At 63.5% G+C, this 24778-nt stretch carries 29 protein-coding genes and 1 pseudogene; 13 read left to right on the forward strand and 17 right to left on the reverse strand.

All coding sequences use genetic code 11. The features are described from left to right. Positions 1–104: 104 nt before the first annotated feature. Positions 105–827 carry an anti-sigma factor gene (locus ACO07C_RS16035; protein ID WP_421917544.1) on the reverse strand — a complete coding sequence of 241 codons (723 nt, stop codon included), beginning with the start codon at positions 825–827 and terminating at the stop codon, positions 105–107. Continuing rightward, positions 824–1363 (reverse strand): sigma-70 family RNA polymerase sigma factor, encoded by a 540-nt coding sequence (locus ACO07C_RS16040; RefSeq protein ID WP_421914302.1) that lies wholly within the window; start codon positions 1361–1363, stop codon positions 824–826. Before ACO07C_RS16040 ends, ACO07C_RS16035 begins: the two co-directional genes overlap by 4 nt. A gap of 146 nt (positions 1364–1509) precedes the next feature. On the opposite strand from ACO07C_RS16040, the gene ACO07C_RS16045 reads away from it, so the two are divergent. Together ACO07C_RS16045 and argB are read left to right on the forward strand one after the other, a co-directional pair. Continuing rightward, positions 1510–3006 carry an amidase gene (locus tag ACO07C_RS16045; RefSeq protein WP_421915131.1) on the forward strand — a complete coding sequence of 499 codons (1497 nt, stop codon included), beginning with the start codon at positions 1510–1512 and terminating at the stop codon, positions 3004–3006. 142 nt (positions 3007–3148) lie between these two features. After that, positions 3149–4042 carry an acetylglutamate kinase gene (argB, locus tag ACO07C_RS16050; RefSeq protein ID WP_421915132.1) on the forward strand — a complete coding sequence of 298 codons (894 nt, stop codon included), beginning with the start codon at positions 3149–3151 and terminating at the stop codon, positions 4040–4042. Between the two features lie 83 nt (positions 4043–4125). Here the strand turns inward: argB and ACO07C_RS16055 are convergent. Beyond that, positions 4126–4683: pseudogene (locus ACO07C_RS16055) on the reverse strand (B12-binding domain-containing radical SAM protein); the annotation flags it as partial. 146 nt (positions 4684–4829) lie between these two features. Continuing rightward, complete coding sequence (locus tag ACO07C_RS16060; RefSeq protein ID WP_421915133.1) at positions 4830–5321, reverse strand: MarR family winged helix-turn-helix transcriptional regulator; 492 nt, start codon at positions 5319–5321, stop codon at positions 4830–4832. Between the two features lie 94 nt (positions 5322–5415). On the opposite strand from ACO07C_RS16060, the gene ACO07C_RS16065 reads away from it, so the two are divergent. Both ACO07C_RS16065 and ACO07C_RS16070 read left to right on the forward strand, forming a co-directional pair. Then, complete coding sequence (locus ACO07C_RS16065) at positions 5416–5583, forward strand: hypothetical protein (protein ID WP_421915134.1); 168 nt, start codon at positions 5416–5418, stop codon at positions 5581–5583. 2 nt (positions 5584–5585) lie between these two features. Further along, positions 5586–6803 carry an FAD-dependent oxidoreductase gene (locus ACO07C_RS16070; RefSeq protein WP_421915135.1) on the forward strand — a complete coding sequence of 406 codons (1218 nt, stop codon included), beginning with the start codon at positions 5586–5588 and terminating at the stop codon, positions 6801–6803. Between the two features lie 64 nt (positions 6804–6867). Here the strand turns inward: ACO07C_RS16070 and ACO07C_RS16075 are convergent, their stop codons facing one another. The 3 genes from ACO07C_RS16075 to ACO07C_RS16085 all read right to left on the reverse strand — a co-directional run bounded on the left by ACO07C_RS16075 (position 6868) and on the right by ACO07C_RS16085 (position 9441). After that, the gene (locus ACO07C_RS16075) at positions 6868–8307 is read right to left on the reverse strand and encodes a GMC oxidoreductase (RefSeq protein WP_421915136.1); all 1440 of its coding nucleotides are present in this window, start codon (positions 8305–8307) and stop codon (positions 6868–6870) included. Then, complete coding sequence (locus ACO07C_RS16080; RefSeq protein ID WP_421915137.1) at positions 8304–8456, reverse strand: hypothetical protein; 153 nt, start codon at positions 8454–8456, stop codon at positions 8304–8306. The genes ACO07C_RS16075 and ACO07C_RS16080 overlap by 4 nt, the downstream gene beginning before the upstream one ends. A gap of 223 nt (positions 8457–8679) precedes the next feature. Further along, the gene (locus ACO07C_RS16085; RefSeq protein ID WP_421915138.1) at positions 8680–9441 is read right to left on the reverse strand and encodes a GGDEF domain-containing protein; all 762 of its coding nucleotides are present in this window, start codon (positions 9439–9441) and stop codon (positions 8680–8682) included. 161 nt (positions 9442–9602) lie between these two features. Between ACO07C_RS16085 and ACO07C_RS16090 the strand changes: the two genes are divergently transcribed. Next, on the forward strand, positions 9603–10307 hold the full coding sequence (locus ACO07C_RS16090; protein WP_421915139.1) for a pyrimidine 5'-nucleotidase: 705 nt from the start codon (positions 9603–9605) through the stop codon (positions 10305–10307). 57 nt (positions 10308–10364) lie between these two features. On the opposite strand, the gene ACO07C_RS16095 is transcribed toward ACO07C_RS16090, so the two are convergent. After that, positions 10365–11210, reverse strand: a complete 846-nt coding sequence (locus tag ACO07C_RS16095) for an LOG family protein (protein ID WP_421915140.1) — start codon at positions 11208–11210, stop codon at positions 10365–10367. A 235-nt stretch (positions 11211–11445) separates the two neighbouring features. Between ACO07C_RS16095 and dapD the strand changes: the two genes are divergently transcribed. From dapD to ACO07C_RS16110, 3 genes are all read left to right on the forward strand, one after another. Continuing rightward, positions 11446–12300, forward strand: a complete 855-nt coding sequence (dapD, locus tag ACO07C_RS16100) for a 2,3,4,5-tetrahydropyridine-2,6-dicarboxylate N-succinyltransferase (RefSeq protein WP_421915141.1) — start codon at positions 11446–11448, stop codon at positions 12298–12300. Between the two features lie 151 nt (positions 12301–12451). Next, positions 12452–12829, forward strand: coding sequence for a DUF805 domain-containing protein (locus ACO07C_RS16105; RefSeq protein ID WP_421915142.1), 378 nt, complete (start codon positions 12452–12454; stop codon positions 12827–12829). 20 nt (positions 12830–12849) lie between these two features. After that, positions 12850–13554, forward strand: a complete 705-nt coding sequence (locus ACO07C_RS16110) for a hypothetical protein (protein ID WP_421915143.1) — start codon at positions 12850–12852, stop codon at positions 13552–13554. Here ACO07C_RS16110 and ACO07C_RS16115 read toward each other — a convergent pair. Then, the gene (locus ACO07C_RS16115; RefSeq protein WP_421915144.1) at positions 13526–14563 is read right to left on the reverse strand and encodes a 2-dehydropantoate 2-reductase; all 1038 of its coding nucleotides are present in this window, start codon (positions 14561–14563) and stop codon (positions 13526–13528) included. The genes ACO07C_RS16110 and ACO07C_RS16115 overlap by 29 nt on opposite strands. Positions 14564–14679: 116 nt before the next feature. On the opposite strand from ACO07C_RS16115, the gene dapE reads away from it, so the two are divergent. Both dapE and ACO07C_RS16125 read left to right on the forward strand, forming a co-directional pair. Then, positions 14680–15867 carry a succinyl-diaminopimelate desuccinylase gene (dapE, locus tag ACO07C_RS16120; protein ID WP_421915146.1) on the forward strand — a complete coding sequence of 396 codons (1188 nt, stop codon included), beginning with the start codon at positions 14680–14682 and terminating at the stop codon, positions 15865–15867. Between the two features lie 7 nt (positions 15868–15874). Continuing rightward, the gene (locus ACO07C_RS16125) at positions 15875–16480 is read left to right on the forward strand and encodes a transporter (RefSeq protein ID WP_421915147.1); all 606 of its coding nucleotides are present in this window, start codon (positions 15875–15877) and stop codon (positions 16478–16480) included. On the opposite strand, the gene truA is transcribed toward ACO07C_RS16125, so the two are convergent. The 4 genes from truA to def form a co-directional block, all read right to left on the reverse strand. Beyond that, a complete protein-coding gene (gene truA, locus ACO07C_RS16130) occupies positions 16465–17247 on the reverse strand; it encodes a tRNA pseudouridine(38-40) synthase TruA (RefSeq protein ID WP_421915148.1) in 783 nt (260 codons plus the stop codon). The two genes, ACO07C_RS16125 and truA, sit on opposite strands and share 16 nt — an antisense overlap. 99 nt (positions 17248–17346) lie before the next feature. Next, a complete protein-coding gene (locus ACO07C_RS16135) occupies positions 17347–17853 on the reverse strand; it encodes a GNAT family N-acetyltransferase (protein ID WP_421915149.1) in 507 nt (168 codons plus the stop codon). Then, positions 17850–18803, reverse strand: coding sequence for a methionyl-tRNA formyltransferase (fmt, locus tag ACO07C_RS16140; RefSeq protein WP_421915150.1), 954 nt, complete (start codon positions 18801–18803; stop codon positions 17850–17852). Before fmt ends, ACO07C_RS16135 begins: the two co-directional genes overlap by 4 nt. Before the next feature lie 4 nt (positions 18804–18807). After that, positions 18808–19338, reverse strand: a complete 531-nt coding sequence (def, locus tag ACO07C_RS16145; protein ID WP_421915151.1) for a peptide deformylase — start codon at positions 19336–19338, stop codon at positions 18808–18810. 103 nt (positions 19339–19441) lie between these two features. Here def and ACO07C_RS16150 point away from each other — a divergent pair, with 103 nt between their 5' ends. Next, positions 19442–20716 (forward strand): DNA recombination protein RmuC, encoded by a 1275-nt coding sequence (locus tag ACO07C_RS16150; RefSeq protein ID WP_421915152.1) that lies wholly within the window; start codon positions 19442–19444, stop codon positions 20714–20716. A 25-nt stretch (positions 20717–20741) separates the two neighbouring features. Here the strand turns inward: ACO07C_RS16150 and ACO07C_RS16155 are convergent, their stop codons facing one another. The 3 genes from ACO07C_RS16155 to ACO07C_RS16165 form a co-directional block, all read right to left on the reverse strand. Beyond that, on the reverse strand, positions 20742–21146 hold the full coding sequence (locus ACO07C_RS16155) for a GFA family protein (protein WP_421915153.1): 405 nt from the start codon (positions 21144–21146) through the stop codon (positions 20742–20744). A 70-nt stretch (positions 21147–21216) separates the two neighbouring features. Then, positions 21217–22182 carry a cation diffusion facilitator family transporter gene (locus ACO07C_RS16160; RefSeq protein ID WP_421915154.1) on the reverse strand — a complete coding sequence of 322 codons (966 nt, stop codon included), beginning with the start codon at positions 22180–22182 and terminating at the stop codon, positions 21217–21219. Between the two features lie 140 nt (positions 22183–22322). Continuing rightward, positions 22323–23132 (reverse strand): transglutaminase-like domain-containing protein, encoded by an 810-nt coding sequence (locus ACO07C_RS16165; protein WP_421915155.1) that lies wholly within the window; start codon positions 23130–23132, stop codon positions 22323–22325. Positions 23133–23345: 213 nt separating this feature from the next. Here ACO07C_RS16165 and ACO07C_RS16170 point away from each other — a divergent pair, with 213 nt between their 5' ends. Both ACO07C_RS16170 and sugE read left to right on the forward strand, forming a co-directional pair. Next, positions 23346–23471: a hypothetical protein gene (locus ACO07C_RS16170; protein WP_013528464.1), complete on the forward strand. Its 126-nt coding sequence runs from the start codon at positions 23346–23348 to the stop codon at positions 23469–23471. 226 nt (positions 23472–23697) lie between these two features. Continuing rightward, entirely contained in the window at positions 23698–24012 is a 315-nt protein-coding gene (gene sugE, locus ACO07C_RS16175; protein ID WP_421915156.1) for a quaternary ammonium compound efflux SMR transporter SugE, read from the forward strand. A gap of 297 nt (positions 24013–24309) precedes the next feature. Here the strand turns inward: sugE and ACO07C_RS16180 are convergent, their stop codons facing one another. Further along, positions 24310–24738: a DUF6481 family protein gene (locus ACO07C_RS16180; protein ID WP_421915157.1), complete on the reverse strand. Its 429-nt coding sequence runs from the start codon at positions 24736–24738 to the stop codon at positions 24310–24312. Between the last annotated feature and the right edge of the window lie 40 nt (positions 24739–24778).

Genomic DNA, 24778 nt, shown 5'->3' on the forward strand with positions numbered 1-24778 from the left:
CATTTTATTTCACAGCGATTTGCCGACTCACGTTATTGAACGTGCATCGCGCCGGCAAATAAACTTCAAGTCTTCTCTGGTGAATTTATTGGTGTGACAAACGGTCAGATGCTCTTCAAATCGCCCGCGGCGACCACCGGCCCGGTTGGCTTGCCTGTCGGCGAACCGCCGGCGGGCTCGAGGCTGACCGCCAGCACGGCGCCTTGTGCGAGCTTCTGCTGGGCGGCGGGCGAAACGACGATATGCGCGGTTGAACCGACGGGAATGACGCCCATCGAAACCGGTGGGTTCTTGCCCTCGATCATCCACAGTTCGAAGTCCTTGCCGGAAGCACGCTCACCCGAGACGTGCGAGAGCCCGACTTCATGATGGGCGGGATCGTAAACGGCGAGATATTTGACGTCGCTGCCGTCGGCGGCGAGCGAGGCGACCAGGCGTGCCTGCGGCAGCGCCGCCGGCGGGTTGATGTAAGGCACCGCGACATAGATCGCCAGGGCCGCGACCGCCACGGCGGCAAGGCCGCGCCAGAAGGCAAGGCTCGACCAGATGCCCAAGGATGACCGCGCCGGCGCGGCTGCCGCCGACGTGAACAGCCGGCGATCGATCGCCGGCTTCACCGAGGCCGGCGGCTCGATCTCAGGATAGGCCGAGGCCATCGGCGCGAGGTGCGCCTCCCAGCCGTCGACCATGCGCGCGAAACCCGGTTCGGTGTCGATGCGGCGGGACGCGACCTGGCGCTCATCGGCCGGCAGGACGCCAAGAACATACTCGGCGGCGAGCAGGTCGTCGCCTCCATGTTCCGGTCCGTTGTCCTGTTCCAGCGTCATCTTTCCAGACATTCTCTCAGTTTAAGCAGGCTGCGGCGCAGCCAGGTCCGCATCGTGTTCAGCGGCACGCCATGGCGCTCCGCCAGTTCGGCATAGCTCTCGCCCTGCAGGTAGGCGCCCCTGACGGCCGCCGCGCGGTCCTTTTCCAGTTCGTCCAGGCAATGATAGATGCGTTCCGATTCACCGCCTGCGACCACCATTGCTTCCGGTCCAGGCGCCGGATCGGCCACGTCAAGCGCGGCATCGATGTCGGCGGCAGGCTTGCGCCGCGCCCTGATGCGATCGATCGCGTGATTGCGGGCGATCGCCACCAGCCAGGAAATCGGGCTGAGATCGGAAACAGCAAAACGGTCGGCCTTCGTCCAGATCTTGACGAAGACCTCTTGAAGCGCCTCTTCCGCATCTCCCCGGTCATTCAAGACACGCAGGCAGACCCCGAAAAGTTTCGCGCTGGTCTGCCGGTACAGCAGATCGAACGCGGCCCGGTCCTTCATCGAGGTCCGGACGATCAGCTTGGTGATGTCCTGCGGAGTCATGTCAGGCAAATTAGGGTATTGCGATGTATTTGCAACGGCGGAAACATCCTTGTGCACGTAAAGTTCCAGGCTTCGGGCGCACGAATATCTGCTTCGATTGCCAAGGAAATCTCCACCGGCTAGCGTGTCTATAGCGGGAGGCTAGCATGTCGGTTGAACGTATCCTCTGGGAACAAGATGCAACCGGCCTTGCCGAGATGGTCCACAAGGGTGAGATTTCACCGGCGGAGCTGATCGAGGCGGCGATCACACGCGCCGAGGCCACCCGGCCTGAAATCAACGCCATCGCGGAGCCGCTATACGACGCGGCGCGGTCCCGCGCGAAAACCGTCGACCGCGAGCTGCCGCTTGCCGGCATTCCTTTCGCGATCAAGGACCTCGGCATCGTCATGAAGGGCGTGCCGGTGCATGGCGGCAGCCGAATTCCGGCTTTCACGGGCGATTTCAACTCGGTGATGACGGAGCGCCATCTCGCGGCCGGGCTCATCCCGATCGCCACCAGCACCTCGCCCGAACACGGACTGCGGCTGATGACGGAATCCGCCGCTTTCGGCATCACCCGCAACCCGTGGAACACCGCCCATACCAGCGGCGGCTCGTCCGGCGGGGCAGCGGCGCTGGTCGCCGCCGGGGTGGTGCCCGTGGCGCATGCCTCGGATGGTGGCGGCTCGATCCGCGTTCCATCCGCATGCACGGGACTGGTCGGACTGAAGACTTCGCGCGGCCGCGTGCCGCTGACACCCCTGGTCACCGAGAGCTGGTATGGCATGGTCGTCGATCACGCGGTCACCCGATCGGTGCGCGATTGCGCGCTGCTGCTCGACCTGACTCATGGCCCCGATCCGCTGTCGCCCTACGCCGCAGTGCCGCCCAGGGGAACATTCGCCGCCGCGGCGGCGCGCGATCCGGGCAAGCTCAAGCTGGCCGTTTACCGCAAGTCACCACTCGGCCTGCCCATCTCCAACGACACAATGACGGCGCTGGACACTGCCATGGCGTTGGCTCGCGAGGGCCGCCACAACGTGGAAGAGATCGACCTGCCCTATATCGACCGTGACTTCATCGCCGATTTCGCCAGGACGGTCGCCTCCGCGGTCGCGGGTTCGCTGCGGGGCGAGGCCGAGCGCGTCGGCCGATCCATCTCCGGCGATATCGAGCGCGCCACGCGCGTGCTTGGCCGTCTGGGCGAAATGCTGTCGGCCGGGGAGGTCTATGCCGGCCTGCAGCGGCTGCATGCTACCTCGCGCCGCCTGATCTCCGAGACCGCGCAATATGATGCGGTGCTGATGCCGATCATCGCCCACCCGCCGCTCGCCTGCGGCGCCATGGACCCGAAGGGCGCCGACGAGTTCATCGAGAACGTGCTCGATAAACTGCATCTCACGCCCTTGCTGAAGATCAAGCCATTGTTCGGGCAGCTGATGGACAAGAGCCTTTGGTTCACTCCCTGGCCGTCGATCCAGAATGTTTCCGGCCAGCCGTCGATCGCCTTGCCTGTCCATGTCACCGATGCCGGCCTGCCGCTTGGCATCCAGGCCGCCGGGCGGCCCGGCGACGAGGAAACGCTTTTGTCGCTTGCCGCGCAGATGGAGAAGATCTCGGGCTGGCTCGACCGCAGGGCGCCGTTGATGGTGCCAGGATGATGACGTCGTCGTGAGGCGAGAGAATATGACAGTAATGCCATTTGCGGCCTGTCGCGTTTCCCGCTAAGACGCCGCCGTCCTTTCCTGATGCATATGCCCGACGGTTTGGGGAGATGCATGAACCAAGCCGGGAACCATGCCGATGACGGAGATCACCGCCACCGCCGAAATGCAGGCCGACCTGCTTTCGCGAGCCCTGCCCTACATGCAGCGCTACGAGCACAAGACGATCGTGGTAAAGTATGGCGGCCACGCCATGGGCGACCTCGAACTCGGCAAGGCGTTCGCGCGCGACATCGCGCTGCTCAAGCAATCCGGCGTCAACCCGATCGTGGTGCATGGCGGCGGCCCGCAGATCGGCGCGATGCTGGCCAAGATGGGCATCGAATCGAAATTCGAGGGCGGCCTGCGCGTCACCGACCAGAAAACGGTCGAGATCGTCGAGATGGTTCTGGCCGGCTCGATCAACAAGGAGATCGTCGCGCTGATCAACGCCGAGGGCGAATGGGCGATCGGCCTGTGCGGCAAGGACGGCAACATGGTTTTCGCCGAAAAGGCCCGCAAGACCATGATCGATCCGGACTCCAACATCGAGCGCGTGCTCGATCTCGGCTTCGTCGGCGAGCCGGTCGAGGTCGACCGCACGCTGCTCGATCTTCTGGCGCGCTCTGAAATGATCCCGGTGCTCGCGCCGGTGGCGCCCGGCCGCGACGGCCACACCTACAACATCAATGCCGACACTTTCGCCGGCGCCATCGCCGGCGCCTGCAAGGCAACGCGCCTTTTGTTCCTGACCGACGTGCCCGGCGTGCTCGACAAGAACAAGAAGCTGATCGACGAGCTGACCGTGGCCGAGGCCAGGGCGCTGATCAAGGACGGCACGGTGTCGGGCGGCATGATCCCCAAGGTCGAGACCTGCATCGAGGCGATCGAGCGCGGCGTCGAAGGCGTCGTCATCCTCAACGGCAAGACGCCGCATGCGGTGCTGCTGGAACTCTTCACCGAACACGGCGCCGGCACGCTGATCGTTCCCTGAGCGGGAAGACCATCTCAGGCGCTGAGTGAAATCCTGATGGCGACATCGGCGGGTTTTGGAACCCGCGGCGCAACCACCACGCAATAGCTGTAGCGGCTGTGGTCGATCAGCTCCCAAACCCACGCGGTAGGCATCGAGCTCCGAAATGGTCATGGCCGGTTGCGCGGCGAAGGGACGGCGCAGATCGTAGCGAAAGGCGATGCCGGCCACGCTCGCCGGCGGTTGATGCATCTCCAACGACTCGACCAGTGCGACGACGGTCGCCTCGCCCTCGCCGCGCACGATGAAATCGAAGACGTCCGTCGCAGCCAGGATGTCGCGCTAGTGATAGGTCGGGAACACGCCGCCATAGATGATGATGGTGGCCGGTCCTCGCTCATTGATCATCCCTGCCAGAAGCAAGGCCGTCGGATAGTCGAGCCGGAATGGCCGATCAAGACAAAATTTGGCTGATCGCTCAAGGCCGTCTCAACGACTTCGGGCAAGCGCATCGGCCCGAATTCGGCGTCGACGAGCCGTACCTCATGACCGGCATCGATCAGCGGGCCGCCCAGCGCCAGGAGGCCGAGCGGCGGCAGGTGATCGTCGGGAACGTGGCTGCCTATGGCGGTGTGCGGCGGATTGATCAGAACGATTTTCATGGCGGGCCTCCGGTTGGTCCGCGCATGCTGGCCGGCGACGTGGACGCGCGCTTGGCCCGTTTCAGCAGTTAGCGTGCAGCTTTTCCGCGGGAATGCGCAAGGGCCAGCCAATGTCACGCCCAGACCTTGTTCTAGGCGGGGTTGCCCTAGGGTCTTTCGGGGACCTCGGCCTTCAGCCGTGCTAACTGTTCTCTTTGCAGGTCGAGCGCGGCGTTGACGAAGCGCGATATGGTGAAAAGCTCGGCCTCACTGAAGGTGGCGAGGACCTTTTCACCTTCGCTGGCGATAGCGCCGTAGTAGCGCGCCGAGAGTTCCCGCGTGGCCTCGGTTGCCTCTATCACCACCTTGCGCCTGTCCTCGAGACTGCGCGTGCGCGTCAACAGGCCGCGCGCCTCCAGCCGGTCGATCAGAGCGGTCACCGCGGCCGGCGTCAATCCAGTCGCTGTCGCGATCGCACCGGCCGATTGCGGGCCGCCGTAAAGTAGTCCGATGCAATGGCGTTCGGCCATGTTCAGCCCAAGCCTTGCCCCGACAGCTTCGTCATAGGCCTGCGTCGCGTCCTGCCACCGCATGATGGCGAGGCCGATGGCGCTTGTCATGTCGTCGCGATTTTCGCTTGACGAATTTACTTCGATCATCTAACTATCAATCCGTGTAACATTTAGACTATTACAGCAATATGCGGCCGTGGCTAGAACAAGGCAAGGGCGGCCGCCGACGAGGAGTTGAAAAATGAACTTGATACAACAGGGTGCACCCCTCTCCCATGAGGAAGAGTTCAAATACGCCAAGCTGGCGATGGAATGGTATGGCTGGGGGTCGCCCATCGGCCTCGGCATCTTGCTGGTGTCGTTGGCGGCCGCCGCTGTGCTGGTGCGCATCGCCATCCATGGGCTGTAACCATGGCGCTCTCCGAGGCAAATGCCCAAGAGTTGCCGGTCGCCATCATTGGCGCCGGCATTGCCGGGCTGGCACTTGCCGTCATGCTGCGGCGGCAGAGGCTTGATGTCAGCCTTTTCGAGGCACGGTCGCGCGAGGCCCTGAACGAAGGCGCCTTCCTCACCCTGGCGCCCAATGGCGTCAACGCCTTGCGGGCGCTCGGGCTGGCCGAGCGTATAACGGCCCTTGGCATTCCCACACTGGGCTTCGAGATCATGAACGCCGCCGGGCGCCGCCTTATCCATCTCGACGAACGGAAGTCGATGCGCGAGGCAGGCGCCGAGAGCGTCACGCTGCGGCGCTCGGACCTGCTCGGCGTGCTGCTGGATGAAGCGCTGGCGCTCGGCGCCGACATCCGCTTCGGTCACGCGCTCGCCAACATTGAAGACCAGCCGGAGGGTGTGCGCCTTGGCTTCAGCAATGGCGCCATGGTCGATGCGGCCTGGCTGGCCGGCTGCGATGGCGTCTGGTCGCGTGTCCGCCGTCTCTGTTTTCCGGCCTCGCCAGACCCGGTCTATACCGGCCTGACCGGCGTCGGCGGCGTCGCCGACCTGCCCTTCGTGGCCCCAACGGACGGCTTGATGCACATGGTGTTCGGCACAAAGGCGTTCTTCGGCTACATCAAGACCGATGACGGGCCGGTGTTCTGGTTCGATTCCTTCCCGCTCGACGAGGACGCGGCAATGGCAAGGCCTGACCCCGTCCATCTCGCGGCGACCGTTCGTCGGCTGCATGCGGACGATCCAAAATTCGTCCGCCAGATCGTCGAGACCATTGCGCATGTCCCACGCGGCTATCCGGTGTTCGACATGCGGCATCTGCCCCAATGGCATGATGGCCGCACGGTTCTGCTGGGCGATGCCGCGCACGCCGTTTCACCACATGCCGGGCAAGGCGCATCGATGGCGATCGAGGACGCCGTGGTGCTGGCTGCCTGTCGCGCCGCGACACCGCAGCCGGGACAGGCTTTCGCGGCCTTTCAGGCGCTGCGACAGCAACGGGTCGAGCATATCGTCAGGATCAGCCGCCGCATCGGGTCGCGGAAGCAGGCGAGTGGACCCATCGCACTGTTCATTCGTGATCTGGTGCTGCCCTTGTTCATCCGGTTGGGCTCGCGCACGACACGGGCGATAACGCGTTATCGCGCCGACCTCACGCCACTCGGACGGCCGCCCCGGTGAGGTCATCGTCCCCTGAATGTTATCGTCAAGAGCCGCCGTACGGTGTCGGACGACATGGATCCGCTCAGACGGCGAGCACCTTGCCCAGATGATCGCCCAGCCGGCAGGCCAAGGCGGTTATCGTCGTGGTCGGGTTGGCTTGACCGGACGTGCAGAACACCGACGAGCCGCCGACATAGAGATTGTCCATGCCGTGGACCTTGCAGTTGCTGTCGACGACGCTCTTGGTGACGTCCGTGCCCATGCGCGTGCCGCCCATGTGATGGTGACCCGCGGTTTCCTCATTCGTCGGATAGTCCTCGCCATTGGCAAGCCAGTCCATGAGGCGGACGCGGCCGAGGTTCTTGTCGATGAGGGTGGCGCCGAACAGCCTCAGGCCTTCCAGGATGGTGCGGCGTTCGAGCTCCGATTTCTTCCAGTGCAGTTCGATGCGGGGCACGCCGGCATGATCGACATCGGTCTTCGACAATTCGATCTGGTTCGAGGCCAGCGGCGCCTGCTCCCAGGCGACATAGAGCTGGGCAGCGCAGCGCAGGTTGAGGCTGAGCTTGTTGGCGACCCATTCGGCCATATCGGGCGCCGTGCAGGCAAGGTCGGCGATGACATGCTTGACCCCGGCATAGGGCGTCTCGATCAGCCTGATGCCGAAATTCATGATCCGGAGCCGCTCCATCGCGGCAAGCGTCGGGGAAAAGAACGCCTCGTTGACGGCATCGACTTCGAATTCGCCGTAATCAGCCAGGATGGCATTGCCGCCCTCGAAGGTCGGGTGCTCCATCCAGTAGCGGCCAAGGGCTGATGCATTCGGCACGACGCCGCCATTCGAGCGCCGGTTCGACCACAGCAGCAGGCGTGAATTCTCCAGCCCCCCGGTGCAAACGATGAAATAATCGGCGGTGAAGGAGCCGGCGTCCTGTCCGTTCGACCACAGCCTGGCGCCGGTCACGCGCTTGCCGTCGCCGGCAAGCTCGGTGGCATAGGTGTTGAGAACGACCGCGACGTTGCGGCTCTTGTCCAGTTCGTCGGCGAATTTCTCGCCGAAGCGCACCGCCGGGCTCTTGATCAGTTGCACCCATCGAATGTCATCGGAGATCGGCACATCCGGCCGGAAATCAGGAAGTTCGAGAATGTCGTGCACCTCGGGCAGAAAGGGTTCGATGTCTGCGCGGCTGATCGGCCAGCCCGTATCAGGCGCCCAGGCCTTGGGCTCGAAATCCTGCTTGTCGAGGACGCGGCACCAGCCGGCCCAATGGTTGGAACTGCCGCCCATGAACCGCAGCCGGGTGATGTCGAGATCGAAATAGGGATCGCCGACCGTGGTGCCGCGGTAGAAGTCCTGCGAATCGTCGCTGAACTCGCGTGAGCCGGCCTCCAGCACCACAACCGGGATGCCGGCGGCGCCGAGCTTCCTGGCGATGGTGGTGCCGGCGGGGCCTGATCCCAGGATGCAGACCCTGGGTTTGAAGTTCGCCGTGCGAAAGGCCTCGTAGCTGTCGAAGATCATGCGAGGTCGCTCCGCTTCAGGATCCAGCCATTGACCTCGACGATCTCATCGGCGGGGGCATCGGGAAGCTTGCGAAACAGGGACAGGGCCGGCAGCGCGACAAGCGCCTGCACGACGGCGCGGCGCGACATTTTCTTGAAGAAACTCATGTTTCGTCTCTCGATGGGGCTTCGATCCACGCATGGCATTCCCTGAACGACACACGCGCCGAAGGAGAAGCCAATTTCATGCCAAGCCTCGCCGTGCACCCGTTCCAAACCGCGAAAACGGCACTGCCGAATGCAAACAGGGTTAGGACTTCGTTAACGTCGACCGGCATGGCGAAACCTCGAACTCCTCGATGCCGCTGGTGTCTGGGCGTTGATCCGAAACTCACGCGGCTTCGCAAATATCCTTGTCGAGGATCGTCTGGTTTCGGCCCCGATGCTTGGCCTGGTAGAGGCGCCGGTCGGCGGCGCGCATCAGGTCCGAGACGTTGCTGTCGTCGCTGCAGACCGTACCGCCGATGCTGACCGTGAGCGGAACCGTGCGCTCGTCAACGGGCCGGAAGCGGATCAGCTCGACCTCGCGGCGGATGCGCTCGGCGACGCGCTTGGCTTCCTGTTCGGTGGCGCCGATCAGGAACGCTCCGAATTCCTCGCCGCCGATACGCCCCAGAACGTCGCCGCTGCGCACGCCGCGCTCGATGGCGTTGGCGATCAGCAGCAGCGCTTCATCGCCGGTCAGGTGGCCATAGCTGTCGTTGATGGCCTTGAAGTGGTCGGCATCGATGATCAGCAGCGCGCCGCGATCGGATTTGCGCCGGGAGCCGTCAAGCGCGGCAAAGAAGCTCTCGCGATTGAGCATGCCGGTCATGTCGTCGCGGCTCGCCTTCTCGGCCAGGCGGCGATGCGCTGCTGCAAGCTGGGCGTGTGTGCGGGCGAGGTCACGATGCGCATTCTTAAGCTTGTCGCTCTGCCAGAACGTATAGGCGCCGGCGATCCAGGCAAGCACGAGCGGACACACCGTTGAGGTCAACCAGATCGTGCGATTGACCGAAAAACCCATGGCGGGAATGATGATCAGCGTCAACAAAAGCGAGGCCGCGACGGAAGCAAAAGCAATGGCGGCGGACTTCAGAAATATGCGATTCATCGCTTGCTCCCACTGGACTGCCTAAGTGCCAGCAAGGGCTGAAGGCAGCCTTTCCGGGATGCTTAAAATTTGAATCGTCAGGGCGTTTTTGCCACTATCAGCGCGCGCAAGTTGTGGATAAAGCCCCTGGCGGAACCGGCAATTCATGCCATAAGGATCACATGACCACGCTCCCTGATCCCGCTCGCTTCGCCCATGTCACCGATTGGGTGTTCGACCTCGACAACACGCTTTACCCGCACCATTCGAATCTGTTTTCGCAGATCGACGTGAAGATGACGGCCTATGTCGGGGAGCTTCTGTCGTTGCCGCGCGACGATGCGCGCAAGTTGCAGAAGGAGCTCTATCGCGAGTATGGCACGACGCTGAACGGGCTGATGACCCGGCACGGCATCGATCCCGACGATTTTCTCGAAAAGGTCCACGACATCGACTATTCCTGGCTGGTGCCGGACCCGGTTCTGGGTACAGCCATCCGGCAGCTTCCGGGCCGCAAGTTCATCTTCACCAATGGCGACAGGCGGCACGCCGAGCGCACCGCGCGCCAGCTCGGTATCCTCGATCATTTCGATGACATCTTCGATATCGTCGCCGCCGGGCTCAACCCGAAGCCGGCGCGCCAGACCTACGAGAAATTCGCCGAGCTCCACGCCGTCACCGGTCACAATGCGGTGATGTTCGAGGATCTCGCCCGCAACCTGTCCGTGCCAAAGGCGCTGGGCATGACCACGGTGCTGATCGTGCCCCGCAATTTCGAACCGACCTTCTCGGAAATCTGGGAACGCGACGCGGCCGAGGAAGACGATGTGGATTTCGTCACCGACGACCTCGCCGGCTTCCTGACGACGATCGTCGGAAGGGAATAGGCGGTAGAACAATAAGGCGCTTGCCGTCTCCGCCTTGCAGATAACTTTCCCTACTGCCTATTCCCCTAGCTTGTAGAATCGGCTGATGATTCCCCAGGCCTCGTCGGCGGTGTCGACGAAATCGATGATGTCCTGGTCGCCGGGGCTGATCGTGCCCTGCTCGGCGAGGAAGTCGAGGTCGATCGCCCTTTTCCAGAACGACTTGCCAAACAGGATCACCGGCACGCGCTCCATGCGGCCGGTCTGGATCAGGGTCAGCGTCTCGAAGAATTCATCCATCGTGCCGAAGCCGCCGGGAAACACCGCCACGGCCTTGGCGCGCATGACGAAGTGCATCTTGCGGATGGCGAAATAGTGGAAGTTGAAACAGAGTTCGGGCGTCACGTAGATGTTGGGCGCCTGCTCGTGCGGCAACACGATGTTGAGGCCGATCGACGGCGCGCCGACATCGTCGGCGCCACGGTTTCCCGCCTCCATGACGCCAGGTCCGCCACCGGTCACCACGACATATTCGCGGTAGTAGGAAGCGGCGGATTGTTGCGAGCACAGCCGCGCGAATTTGCGGGCCTCCTCGTAATATTTGCTGTTTTCCTCGAGATTCTTCTTCTGCGTCTCGTTCTTGGCGGCCCAGGCCTCGCCTCCAGGCTCCGGCAGGCGGGCGCCGCCGAAGAGGATCACCGTCGAGCGGATGCCGCGCTCGGCCAGGATCATCTCCGGCTTCAGCAGTTCGAGTTGCAGCCGCACGGCGCGCAATTCGCGCCGGGTCATGAAATCCGGGTCGTTCCATGCCAGCCGGTACGTTTCGGCGCGCGTCTGTGGCGTGTCCGGCACGCTCTTCGACCGCTCCAGATCCTCGTCAGAATGCGGCAGCGGCGTCCAGCCCGCCTTCTCCATGGGTGTCATATGCTTTTACCCCGTCCAATTCTTTCACTTGCGCCGTCCCATGACGCACCCGCGATTGACCCCTACCAAGGCTTCACATAAGCAGGTTCCGCAAAAGTGTCCTGCGGTTTTGCGACAAGAACCTGCTACGGCAAAGACTCAAACAGACGAAGCGAGCGAAGTCTGTTCAGGTCCGCGCGACTTTGGAAACAGGTTAAGGCGTGGCCCCTTAACAGCTTGGTAATGGAGCAAATTCATGTCGAAGCCCGATCTGGCGAGCCTCGAAAAGACCATCGAAAAGGCCTTCGAGGAGCGAGACACGATTTCGACCGCGACGCGCGGCGAAACGCGGGACGCCATCCAGACCGCGCTGGACCTGCTGGACCGCGGCGAAGCCCGCGTCGCCGAGCGGCAGTCCGACGGCAAGTGGCATGTCAACCAATGGCTGAAGAAGGCGGTGCTGCTGTCCTTCCGCCTCAACCCGATGGAGATCATCAAGGGTGGTCCGGGCGAGGCCGTTTGGTGGGACAAGGTGCCGTCGAAGTTCGACGGCTGGGGCGCGGTCGATTTCGAGAAGGCGGGCTTCCGCGCCGTGCCGTCGTCGATCGTACGTCGCTCCGCCTATGTCGCGCCGGGCGCCGTGCTGATGCCGTCCTTCGTCAATGTCGGCGCCTATGTCGACACCGGCACCATGGTCGACACCTGGGCTTCGGTGGGCTCCTGCGCGCAGATCGGCAAGAACGTGCATCTGTCGGGCGGCGTCGGCATCGGCGGCGTGCTGGAGCCGATGCAGGCCGGCCCGACCATCATCGAGGACAACTGCTTCATCGGCGCGCGCTCGGAGGTGGTCGAGGGCTGCATCGTGCGCGAAGGATCGGTTCTCGGCATGGGTGTCTTCATCGGCCAGTCGACCAAGATCGTCGACCGCGCCACCGGTGAAGTCTTCTACGGCGAAGTGCCTCCCAATTCGGTCGTCGTCGCAGGCTCGATGCCGGGCAAGCCCTTCCCGAACGGTGAACCGGGCCCAAGCCTCTACTGCGCCGTCATCGTCAAGCGCGTCGATGCCAAGACCCGTTCCAAGACCTCGATCAACGAATTGCTGCGCGATTGATCTTTACGCAAGGCGAGTGCACTTTCAGCCGGCGCGGCCATGGGTCGCGCCGCGATGTCTATCGAAGGGGTGGCATGGACTGAGATGCATTCCGATATGTCTCGGCATCCTCGAGGGCGCAGTGCCTTCCAATCAACATGGACCGGACCGCTTGCCCGATAAATCTGATCTTACCTGGCTATTCTTCAAGACATCGGGCCGCGTCAGCCGCGCGGCCTATTTTCTCGGCGGATTGCTCGTCGCTATCATACAGGCCTTTCCACTCTATCGCTTCACGCTGGTGCCGGAAGGCTCGCCCGAGAGCAACATGTGGTCGTTCATCTTCTTCATCGCCTTCATCGCCTCGCTCTGGTCGAACATCGTTCTGGCGGTGAAGCGGCTGCATGACCTCGACAAGCCGGGCATCGCGTCGCTGATCCTCTTCGTGCCGGTCGTCTCGATCATCGCCTTCCTGGTGCTCTGCCTGTTTCCGGGACAGCCAGGGCCGAACCGCTACGGCAGACGCACCAACGCGCCAGCCGAAACATAGGGAGCGACCCGACGTGCGCCATGCGCTACCGCACGCTTGATCCGCAACTGATCATCGAGACGGCGGAGCGCCTGGAAGGGCGGATCGCCGATCGTTTTCCCGAAGCGGGCCTAAGGGGCGTCGCGGCGGAGCTCGTGTCCCTTTCGCGCGACCTGGCCAAGGCGGCGAAGGCACTTGAAGCGCCGATCTGGTGGCTGCGCGGCGTCATCATCGCCGCCTTCTTCGCCGGCGTCCTGATGTTCCTGTTCGTCGGCACCATCCTGCCGCTCGATCGGATTTCCGGAGCCGACGACGCCGTCCAGTCGGTGCAAGGCATCGAAGCCTCGCTCAACACCATCATCCTGGCGGTGCTCGGCTTGCTGGCCCTGATCCGCACCGAGGAGCGCATCAAGCGCAAGCGCGTCTTTCGCGAGCTGCACGGGCTGCGTTCGCTGATCCATGTCATCGACATGCACCAGTTGACCAAGGATCCGGCAACACTGTCGGCCAATTTCAAGCCGACCGCGAGTTCGCCCGCACGCATCACCAATGCCGCCGACCTGGCGCGCTATCTCGACTATTGCTCCGAAATGCTGTCGATCACCGGCAAGATCGCGGCGCTTTTCGCGCAATCGGTGAATGATGACGTGGTCATCGACGGCGTCAACGACATCGAGAACCTGAGCTCCAACCTGTCGCGAAAAATCTGGCAGAAGATCACGCTGATCGACGCGCCGCCGCGCTGACTTGTTCGGGCGCCAGGCGTGGCGGGCCATCGTAGCGCGCTTCCGCCTGACGAACCATAGCCGCGACCGCCGCGATCAGCGGCGCGGGCGTGCCTGCCTTTCGCGCCAGGCGCAGGATCGTGCCCTGCAACTCGTCAATCTCCGTTGGCCGGCCGCGCTGAAGATCGTCCCACATCGAGGAGCGCGCCCGGGGATCGATCGTCAGCATCCGGCGCGCCAGCAGCCTGAACAGCCAGTCCGGCAAACTCAGCACCTTCGGCAACAGCGAGGGCCGCAGGCCGGCGATCGCGGCCGGCTCTATGCCGCAGGCTTTCATCGCCGCGAGCGCCTCGTCGATCTGGCCGGCCAGGATCAACCGCCAGCGCCGGTCGGCCAGTTCCTTGGCCAGCGGCAGGCCGGAAAGCGCCACCAGCGCGTTGTTGAGATTCATCAACAATTTGCCCCACTGGACCGCCTTCATGTCGGGATGGGTTTCGACGCTGAACCCCGCGACATCGAGAAGTGCAACGAGGCTGGGTACCCCATCTTCGACCAGCGCCTTGCCGTCGCTGGCGCGATGGACTCGAAACGGCACGTCACCATCGGGCGACTGGACCACATTGAACGGCACCATGCCTGCCAGAACACGCCGCTGGCCAAGCACGGCCCGCAGGGTCTCTGCGTTGTCGACGCCGTTCTGGAAGCTGACCACGACAGCGTCCGGGCGAGCATGTGCCGCGATAATTCCGGCCATCTCCCCGGTCGCGCCGCTCTTGACCGTCACCAGGATCACATCGGCTCCGCCCAGCGCAACCGACGGATCATCCGTGGCTGGAAGCTCTCCAGGCCCTAGCGAACGGTCGAGGCCGTCGAGGTCGGTGACATGCAATCCGCCTGTACGCAACGCCGTCTCGATGCGCGGCCGCGCCAGCAGCATCACCTGCCGCCCGGCGAGCCCCAGGCAGCCGCCGACATAGCAGCCGATGCTGCCGGCGCCGGCAATGGCGATCGTGCTCCTTGCGCTGATCATTCCGTGATTCCACCCGATCTCGCGACTATACGACATGAAAACCATATTGTCGGCGCCGTCACTGGCCCTCATGTCTGGCCGTGACAGGCCCGGCGCTTTCGACTATCGCTTTTGCCATGACTCTGCCGACCGATCCCGCCGAAAACCTCGCCGCCCTCATTCGTTGCGCTTCCGTGACGCCCGCCGAAGGCGGCGCGCTGACAGCGCTGGAAACCATGCTCAAACCACTCGGCTTCTCGGTCGAACGTCCGGTATTCTCCGAGGACGGCACGCCGGACATCGAGAACCTCTATGCGCGGCGCTCCGGCAACGGTCCGCACCTGATGTTCGCTGGCCATACCGACGTGGTGCCGGTTGGCGATGAAGCGGCATGGACGCACCCGCCTTTCGCGGCCGAGATCGCCAAGGGCGAGATGTATGGCCGCGGCGCCGTCGACATGAAGGGCGGCATCGCCTGCTTCATCGCCGCCGTGGCGCGCCATGTCGAGCAGAAGGGCGGCCCGAAAGGCTCGGTGTCGCTGCTGATCACCGGCGACGAGGAAGGGCCGGCGATCAACGGAACGGTCAAGCTCCTGGATTGGGCCGTTGCCAAGGGCGAGACGTGGGATGCCGCGATCGTCGGCGAGCCGACCAACCCGGACGCGCTGGGCGACATGATCAAGATCGGCCGGCGCGGTTCCCTGTCGGGCAGCATAACCGTCAATGGACGCCAGGGGCACGTCGCCTACCCGCATCTCGCCGACAATCCGGTGCGCGGGCTGATGACCCTGGTCGACGCCCTGCTGCACCCGGTCTTCGACAAGGGAACCAAGGACTTCCAGCCGACCAATCTGGAGGTGACCACATTCGACGTCGGCAATCCCGCCACCAATGTGATTCCCGCCAAGGCGACCGCGACCTTCAACATCCGCTTCAACGACAGCTGGACAGCCGAGACCATCCAGGCGGAGATCCACAATCGCCTCGACCAGGCGGCCAAGCGCAAGAAATACCGAGCGGGCAAGAAGACGCCGGTCGACTACGACATCATTTGGCGCGACAGGCCGAGCCATGTCTTTCTCACCCGCGACGAGAAGCTGATCGAGACGCTCAGCGGTTCGGTCAGCACCGTGGTCGGCAGGCAACCGGCGCTCTCCACCTCGGGCGGCACGTCCGACGCACGCTTCATCAAGGATCACTGCCCGGTCGTCGAATTCGGGCTGGTCGGCAAGACCATGCACATGGTCGACGAACGTGTCGCAGTTGCGGATCTGGAGACGCTGACCCAAATCTACCTTCGCTTCATCGAAGACTGGTTCGGATAGGGACAGCATGCTTTCGGCGGACGAGACACATGCTTCGCTGATCGGCGCCTGGCGATTGATGCTGGGCAAGACGGACGGATTGCGCCTGCTCGACCTGTCGGCGGATGGGTTCTGGAATTCCTTTTTCGCGATCGTCGTGGCGGCGCCGGCACTGATCGTCGGCTGGGTCGGCGTTGCCAACGAGATCGGCGATCCCGATGCTTTCGTTGGACGTTTCAGCATGCTGATCCGTCTGGCGACGGTGGATATCGGCTCCTGGGTCCTGCCGCTTGTCGGCCTCGCCCTGGTCGCGCCGCGCCTTGGAGTGGGCGGCCGCTTCGTCCACTATGTCGTGGCGAGCAACTGGGCCTCGGCCATTACGGCGTGGCTGATGCTGCCGTCGGCGCTGATCAGGCTTTTCCTGCCACCGTCCAACGCGTTTTCAGGCCTTGTTTCACTGTTTCTGTTCGCCCTGTCGATGGTGCTGACCTGGCGCATGACCAATGCGTCGATCGGCAAGGGGACGGCTGTCGGAACCGCCGTTTTCGTCGGCATGTTCATCGCGTCGCTTCTGGTGCTGTTCGGCCTGCAGTTTATGCTGGGCATCGACGTGCCCGATTATTCGAGCGCCTGATCCGATCGACCACTCCCGGTATCCGGATAATCGACGCCAACCAGGAAGAGCCCGTCCGGCGGCGCCACCTGGCCGCAAGCGGCCCGGTCATGCGCGTCCAGCGCTGCCCTGAGATCGGCGGCGGTCCATCCGCCTTCGCCGACGCGTTTCAGCGAGCCGACCATCGAGCGCACCTGATTGTGCAGGAATGACCGCGCCGAGGCTCTCACCTCGATCGCATCGCCCACGCGGCTGACATCGAGGCGCTCGAGCGTGCGCACCGGGCTGTTGGCCTGGCACTGGGTCGAGCGGAAGGTGGTGAAATCGTGCCGGCCCAGCAACAGCTTGGCCGCCTCGTGCATGGCAACGGCGTCGAGCCGCTTCGGCACCCACCACACCTTGCCCTTGTCGAGGGCGGCGGGCGCGCGGCGGTTGACGATGCGGTAGAGATAGTGGCGCCCGGTCGCCGAGAAGCGCGCATCGAACTCCTCGGATACCGCGGCGGCCCCGACGATGGCGACGCGGTGGCCGGCAATCCGCAGGTGCGCGTTGATGGCGTCGCGCACCTTGTCGCCGGGCCATGCCTTGGTGAGGTCGACATGCGCAACCTGGCCGGTCGCATGGACGCCGGCATCGGTGCGGCCCGCGGCGCGCAGTCTCACCTGCTCGCCGCAGAATTTCTCGATCGCCTGCTCGATGGCCTGCTGCACCGAAGGCTGATCGGCCTGGTGCTGCCAGCCGGCATACAGGCTGCCGTCATATTCGATGTCGAGGCGAAAACGCGGCATAGGCGATGGGGCTCGCCTAGAGCCGGACGATTTCAGGGCTGATCGACCTGAAATCGTCCGGCTCTAAATCAAGCAAATTGCGCATGATTTCGTCATGCTCTAGGCGGCGAGCGCGGTGAAAGCGGAGGCGTAGACCAGCTTGCCGGTCTCTGGCGCTTCACCCCAGGCAAGCGCCTGCAAGGCTTCGCCCTGATACTCGCTCTCGAATTTCTCCGCGCGTTCATGGCTGTAGCCGAAACGGCCGTAGTAAGTCGGGTCGCCAAGCACCACGGCCAGTGTCTCGCCGGCCTCCTTGAGGCGAATATGCGCCTCGCGGATCAGCGCCCCACCAATGCCCGTGCCATGGAACGACGGCTCCACGGCCAGGGGCGCCAGCGCCACGGCCGCGAAGGTCTTGGCGCCGTCGCCCACGTAAAGCCGCGAAAACAGGATATGGCCGACCACCTGTCCGTCTTCTTCCGCCACCAGCTCGACGACGGCATCGCCGCCGGTAACCAGCGCATCGACCAGCCCGGCCTCCGCCTGCTGGCCGAATGCATGCTCCTCGACGAGGCGAATAGCCTCGCGGTCCCGCGGCGTCGCCGCGCGTATCGACATCATGCTCATTTGAACTTCATTCCTTTTTCGATCTTGGCCCCGCGCAGAAACTCCCGCGCGGCGGCGGGCTTTCCGCCCGCCCGTTGAACTTCGACCAGTCTGATCGCGCCTACCCCGCAGGCGACCGTCAGCCGGTCATCGAGAATTCCTCCCGACTCGCCCAAATCTTCCGAAAGTGGCAGGCCTTCGGAGAGCGTCGAGCGAAGCAGTTTCAGCCGCTCCATGCGGCCGCCAATTTCAGTCTCAGACCAGGCGCCGGGAAAGGGCGACAGGCCGCGAATATGATTGTGGACTTCGGCGGCAGGCCGTGTCCAGTCCACGCGCGTCTCGGATTTATCGATCTTTCTGGCATAGGTCACCCCCGACATTGCCTGCGTGGTAAATGTCAGGGCATCATTTTCCAGCCGCGCGAGCGCTTCCACAATCAGCGCGGCGCCGGTTTCCATAAGCCGATCGTGCAGATCGCCGGCTGTCATATCGGGTCCGATGACCAGTTTTTCAACCATTGCCACAGGACCGGTGTCCAGACCTTCCTCCATCCGCATCACCATCATGCCGGTTTCGCTGTCGCCGGCCATGATCGCGCGCTGGATGGGAGCCGCACCCCGCCAGCGCGGCAGGAGTGAGGCATGGCCGTTCAGGCAACCGAGCCTGGGAGCACCGAGAACGGGTTTGGGCAGAAGCAGGCCATAGGCAACGACGATGGCGACATCGGCCTCGACGGCGCGGAACGCGGCCTGTTCTGCCTCGCCCTTGAGCGACACAGGCGTGCGCACCTCGATGCCCAGCCGCTCCGCCTCGCGCTGGATCGGCGACGGCGTCAGTTCCAGACCCCGACGGCCGGCGGCGCGCGGCGGCTGCGTGTAGACGGCTGGCACCACATGCCCGGCTTCAGTGATCGCGCGCAACGTCGGCACCGAAAATTCCGGCGTGCCCATGAAGATGACGCGTAGGGGCATTCCCCTATCCCACCAGCTTGCCCGGCACCTTGTCCCTGGCAAGCTTCTTGAATTTCTTCACCACCATGTCGCGCTTGAGCTTCGAGATGTGGTCGATGAAGAGCACGCCGTTGAGATGGTCGATCTCGTGCTGCAGGCAGGTCGCCATCAGGCCCTCGGCCTCGATCTCGGCGAGCTTGCCGTCGCGATCGAGATATTTCACCCGGACGGCGGCCGGGCGTTCGACCTCGGCATAGTAATCGGGGATCGACAGGCAGCCTTCCTCGTAGACCGAGCGCTGGTCGGCGCTTTCGAGGACTTCCGGATTGATGAAGACATGCGGCGCCGGCGTCTCGTCTTCCTTGGCAAGGTCGATCACCAGCATGCGCAGCGGCTCGCCGATCTGGACCGCCGCCAGTCCGATGCCGGGCGCGTCGTACATGGTCTCCAGCATGTCATCGGCGAGCTTGCGCAACGCGTCGTCGACGCGTTCCACCGGCTTGGAAAGCTGGCGCAGGACTGGATCGGGGAGGATGATGAGCGGCTTGATCGACATGGCGTTCCACGTAAGACCTCCCGCGAAAAGCGTCAACCGGGGGGCCGGGCCAACGTTCACGTTTTGATCTGTCCCGACATACCGAATCATCTATGCTATCCACATGAATGACCCGACATCAATCCTTTCGGAGCCTGTCGTACGGCTTGGTGCCACCACGGTCACGCTTGGCCATGCGCTGGTCTTCGGCATTGTCCTGTTTCTTGGCCTGTTCGCGATGCTCGTCATAGCCCTGTGGCGGTCGGCCCAGGCGCGGACCATCGCGGCGGCGGAAGCGGCCGACCACGCCCGCGATGCCGAGGCCCGAATGGCCGGCATCCTGAAAAGTCAGGCCGAAATGCAAGGCCGCATGGGCGCCATCGCCGAAGTGTTCGGGGCCCGGCAAGCGGAGCTCACGCAATCGATCGGGCAGCGGCTCGACGCCATGACCGGTCGTATCGGCCAGACCATGACCGAGCAGACCAAATCGACACATGAAAGCCTGGCAAAGTTACAGGAGCGGCTGGCCGTCATCGATACGGCACAAGGCAACATCCAGTCACTTGCCGGCCAGGTCGTGCAGTTGCAGGCGATCCTCTCCAACAAGCAGACACGTGGCGCTTTTGGCCAGTCGCGCATGGAGGCGATTGTCGCCGACGGACTGCCGCATGGCGCCTATGAGTTCCAGGCGACGCTGTCGAATGGCAGCCGGCCCGATTGCCTTGTGAAAATGCCGAACGGCGCGCCTTCCCTCGCCATCGACGCAAAGTTTCCGCTGGAAGCCTGGAACGCCATCCGCGCCGCCGATGGCGCCGAATTGCAAAAGATCGCCGCCCAGGCGTTTCGTCGCGACATCGAGGTGCATGTGCGCGATATCGCGGCGAAATATCTGATCCAGGGCGAGACCCAGGATACCGCCTTCATGTTCGTGCCGTCGGAATCGGTGTTCGCCGAGATCCACGAGAATTTCGAGGCGATCGTCCACAAGGCGCACCGCGCCCGCATCGTCATCGTCTCGCCGTCCCTGCTGATGCTGTCGATCCAGGTCATCCAGGCGATCCTGAAGGACGCCCGCATGCGCGAGCAGGCGCATCTGATCCAGGACGAAGTCATCCGGCTGATGGAGGATGTCGGGCGCCTTGACGAGCGCGTGCGCAAGCTGCAGGTGCATTTCGGCCAATCCGCCAGGGATATCGACGACATCCTCGTCTCGACGTCCAAGGTAACCAAGCGCGGCCAGAAGATCGAGGCGCTGGAGTTCGGCGCGCAACCAACCGAGGGCGACGCGGGCGCGGGCGAGATTTCACGTGCTCCCACAGCCAAGGTGGAAACGGCCCCGCGTGCAGCCGATTCCAAGACTGGGCAGCTGAGGCTCAGGGTTGTCGAAGGCGACGACTGAAACGCGGGGCCTAGTCCGGCACCTATTACTGCTCGTCCACAACCGTCACGCCTTCAAATTCCGGCAGCCAGTGCAATGCCGAACGGTGCCAGAACTGTCGCCTTGGGACCAGATGGTCGCGTTGCCGGGCCGTTCCGACCCTGATGCCATAGACCTTCGGCCCATCGCCAACCGACGTCGCATAGAGATGCGAGCCGCATTCGCCACAAAACGCCTGGGCGCGCCTGGCACCGCTGTCGCCTACCTTGACATAGATCTTCGGCGTGCCCCTGGTGATCCGGTAGTTCTCCTCCGACACCCGCACAGTTACGCGAAAGGCGGTTCCGGTCAGTTGCTGGCAGTCCGTGCAGTGGCAGATCGAGGTCTTGTCCGGATCGACCTCCGCTTCATAGGTGATAGCGCCGCAATGGCAGCCGCCGTCGATCTTCATGTCTGTTCTCCCTGCTGTCGTCCCGGCGATGATAGCGGCCGCTGACCGCGCGAGGCAATTTCCGCGCTGTTCAAGCCAGTTCTTCGCCGGAAGCTGCTTCGATGACCTTGCGCCGCTTCTCCCAGGTGCCTGTCGTCTGCGGCTTGACGAACAGCCTGGTGATCTCGGGCATCTCCTTCTTCAGCCGCGCTTCGAGGCGCTCGACACAGGCCTCTATCTCCGGCGCAGTCAGGTGATCCTCGAATTCGATGCTCAGGCCGGCGACGATTTCTTCCGGTCCCATGTGAACAGTCAGCACCCCATTGGCCTGCTGGACCGCCGGATCCGCCTGGACGATAGCCAGCACGCGTTTCTGCACCTCGGGCGAGGCCGGTTCGCCTATGAGCAGGCCCTTGCTTTCGCGCGCCAGGAAGATCGCGGTCATGCCAAGGATAAATGCAATTCCGATCGAGGCGACGCCGTCGAGCTCGGGAATCGACAGCAGTTGCGCGCCCAAGATGCCGGCGAAGGCAACGACGAGGCCCAGAAGCGCCGCACTGTCCTCGAACAGCACGGTGTAGACGCTGGGGTCCTTGCTCAGTCGCACCGCCTTGAACCAGCCAAGCCTGCCCTTCTCCTTTCGAAACTCCTTCAACGCGATCAGCCATGAACTGCCCTCGAACAGGAACGACAGGCCAAGGACGATGTAGTTGACCTTGGCGTTGGCGATCGGCTCGGGCGCCATGACGTGCACCACGCCTTCGTACAGGGACACGCCAGCGCCGAGCGCAAAGACCAGCAGCGCGACGATGAAGCTCCAGAAGTAAAGTTCGCGGCCATGGCCGAGCGGATGCGTCCGGTCGGCCGGCCGGGCCGCGCGATGCATGCCGTAGAGCAGCAGGCCGCCATTGCCGGTGTCGACCAGCGAGTGCACGCCTTCCGACAGCATCGCCGAACTGCCGGTGAAGAAGGCGGCGGCGAACTTGGTCAGCGCGATGGCGAGATTGCCGGCGAGCGCCGCATAAATGACCTTTTTCGAGCCGCCATGACCCGCCATGCCGTGTTGTCCCCTTCGAGGCGCCCAGAGCAATTCCAAAACAAAGTCTAGCGTCCCTGCCGCCTTTGCTCCACAGGCATCACAACGCGCGAACCGTCGGGACGTTCACGTCGGCATCAAGGCGCGCGCGCAGACGCCGGCTACTCGACGACTTCGTCCGTCCACACCTTGAAGCCGGCAAGCGTGCCTGGTCCAAAGATATGGGTCAACGGCACATCGGCGGCGTCGCGGCCGGAGGCGATCAGGATCCGGCCGATGCGCGGCGAATTGTTACGCGGATCGAAGACGTGCCAGCGACCGCCGAGATACACCTCCATCCAGGCGGCGAAATCCATGCTCGACCACGGCTTCGGCATGCCGATGTCGCTGATGTAGCCGGTGCAGTAGCGCGTCGGAATGTTGAGCGCGCGGCAGAAGGTCACCGCGAGATGGGCGAAGTCGCGGCATACGCCGCTCTGCTCGCGATAGGTTTCCGCGGCGGTGCGCGTCGGCCGCGCATTGCCGTAGTTGAAGACGATATGATTGTGGACGAAATCGCAGACCGCCTGCACGCGCGGTATGCCGAGCGGTGTGTGGCCGAACAGCCGCCACGCCTCGCTCGCCAGCAGGTCGCTTTCGCAAAAGCGGCTGGGCAACAGGAACAGCAGCGTCTCGGCCGGCAGGTCGCGCACTTCGTGCTGCCAGGCCATCAGGTCGCCCATCTCGAAGGTGCCGGGATCGCGGATCACCGCGTCCGTGCCGAAGGTGAACCGGCCGGCCGGCGCGACGAGCCGGTTGCACCAGTTGCCGAAACTGTCGCGATAACTTTGAATCGGCACCGGCGGATTGGAGATCAGAAAGTCGGGCCGCTCAAGATCGGATGCGCGGGAGTAGTGGACGTTGAGCATCGCGATCAGCGGTGTTTCCTGCGGAAAGTCGAAGCTCATCTCGCAGCCGATATGGATTCGCATCTTGCTCCTGACCGGACTGCCCTTTCATCGTCCGGCGAAGGCACGGATTGATGCTGCAGTGCGAAGCAAGACCATGCCATGGACCCGCGTCATTTGCGAGCGGAATAGAAAAGTCGTTGACGGCGACCGAGCGCGGCCAATGGAGCGCTGCAGGCTCTTGCGGCGCGGCCAATCTCTTGTTTCACTTCGCCATCGTCAACGGAGGAACGAATCATGGCTAAAGGCGCGATGAAAGCGGGCAAGGAAGCCCGCAAGCCGAAGAAGGATGCGAAGAAGCCCGCCCCGGCTCCGGCCCTGAAGGCGCCGCCGGTCAAGGCGATGAAGCTCAAGGACAAGTAAGCCTCGGCCATTTCTTTCGGTTGCGGCAACCTGAGGCGGCGCATGGGCCGGAAAATCGGAATCTGATTTTTCCAAGGCTTGTGCGGCGCTCGGACGAGCGGTGTCATGCCGCCGCCGGACGTCTTGATGGAGCGCGCTGGAACCCCTATACCGATGCGGCGAGGACGGCCTCGCACTTTGCTCGAAAAACCGGCCGGGACGACCCGCTGATACAACGGAGCGTTCAATGTCCTGGATTTTTCTTTTTATCGCCGGCCTGTTCGAAATCGGCTGGGCGATCGGCCTCAAATACACTGATGGATTTTCAAAACCGCTGCCGACCGTTTTGACGGTTGCCTCGATGGTGGTCAGCCTGGCCTTGCTCGGCCTGGCCCTCAAGACGCTGCCTGTCGGCACGGCCTATGCGGTGTGGACCGGCATCGGCACTGTCGGCACGGCGCTGCTCGGCATCTGGCTGCTCGGCGAGCCCGCGACCGCCGTCCGCCTTGGCTGCATCGCGCTGATTGTTTGTGGCATCGTGGGGTTGAAGCTCGTGGCCTAGAGCCTTTTCATCCCGATACAATCGCTGGGGCTCTACCTGTTCGTTTTAGCATGATCTCTCGACAAACGGGAACCGTTTGTCCGAGAAAGCCGGATTCCACCTTTCGGGATCATGCTCTGGGGCCTCTCCCATCCTCGGGATCAGCCCACGAAGGCGCACCGAAGGCCATTTCGAACAGGTCAAAGTCAACCGGGTTGACCGTGACCTGTTCTGCAATGTTGGGGTCGTCTTCAGTTTGAACACAAACGCCTTCAGGGCCGCTGCAAGGCGACCCTGATACTCTAATGCCTGGAAACGCTAGCGGGCTGAGAAGCCCGGGGGCGTCCTGCCGGTGCGCTGCTTGCGCGCCGCATAGCGTGCGTCGCGCTTGGCCTTGCGTTCGGCCTCGTCGGCAAGCAAACGGGCAATGCGCTCGTTCTCTTCAGCTTCCTTAAGCTTGGCTTCCGCCTGCGCGGCCTCTTCGGCGGCAATGCGTGCTGCTTCGGCCGCTGCTTCGCGTTCGGCTTTCTCGATCGCCTCGCGCGCCAGCTTTTCCTGCTTCAGCTTGGCCTTCTCGGCCTCACGTATTGCACGAGCCTCGAGGATCGCCTTGCGTTCGGCCTGGCGCGCCAGCACCGCAGGATCATCTGCCGCCGGCTTTGCCTTGAAGCGCTCCAGAAGCGCCTTCTTTGCCTCGTTCGCGGCATTGCGCCGCTCGAAAACGTCTTTTTCCCTGTAGATAGCCAAGTCCACTTCCCTGAAGTCAATTCGCGAGGCTTACATACGC

The organism is Mesorhizobium sp., from assembly GCF_965229135.1.
Lineage (GTDB): Bacteria > Pseudomonadota > Alphaproteobacteria > Rhizobiales > Rhizobiaceae > Mesorhizobium.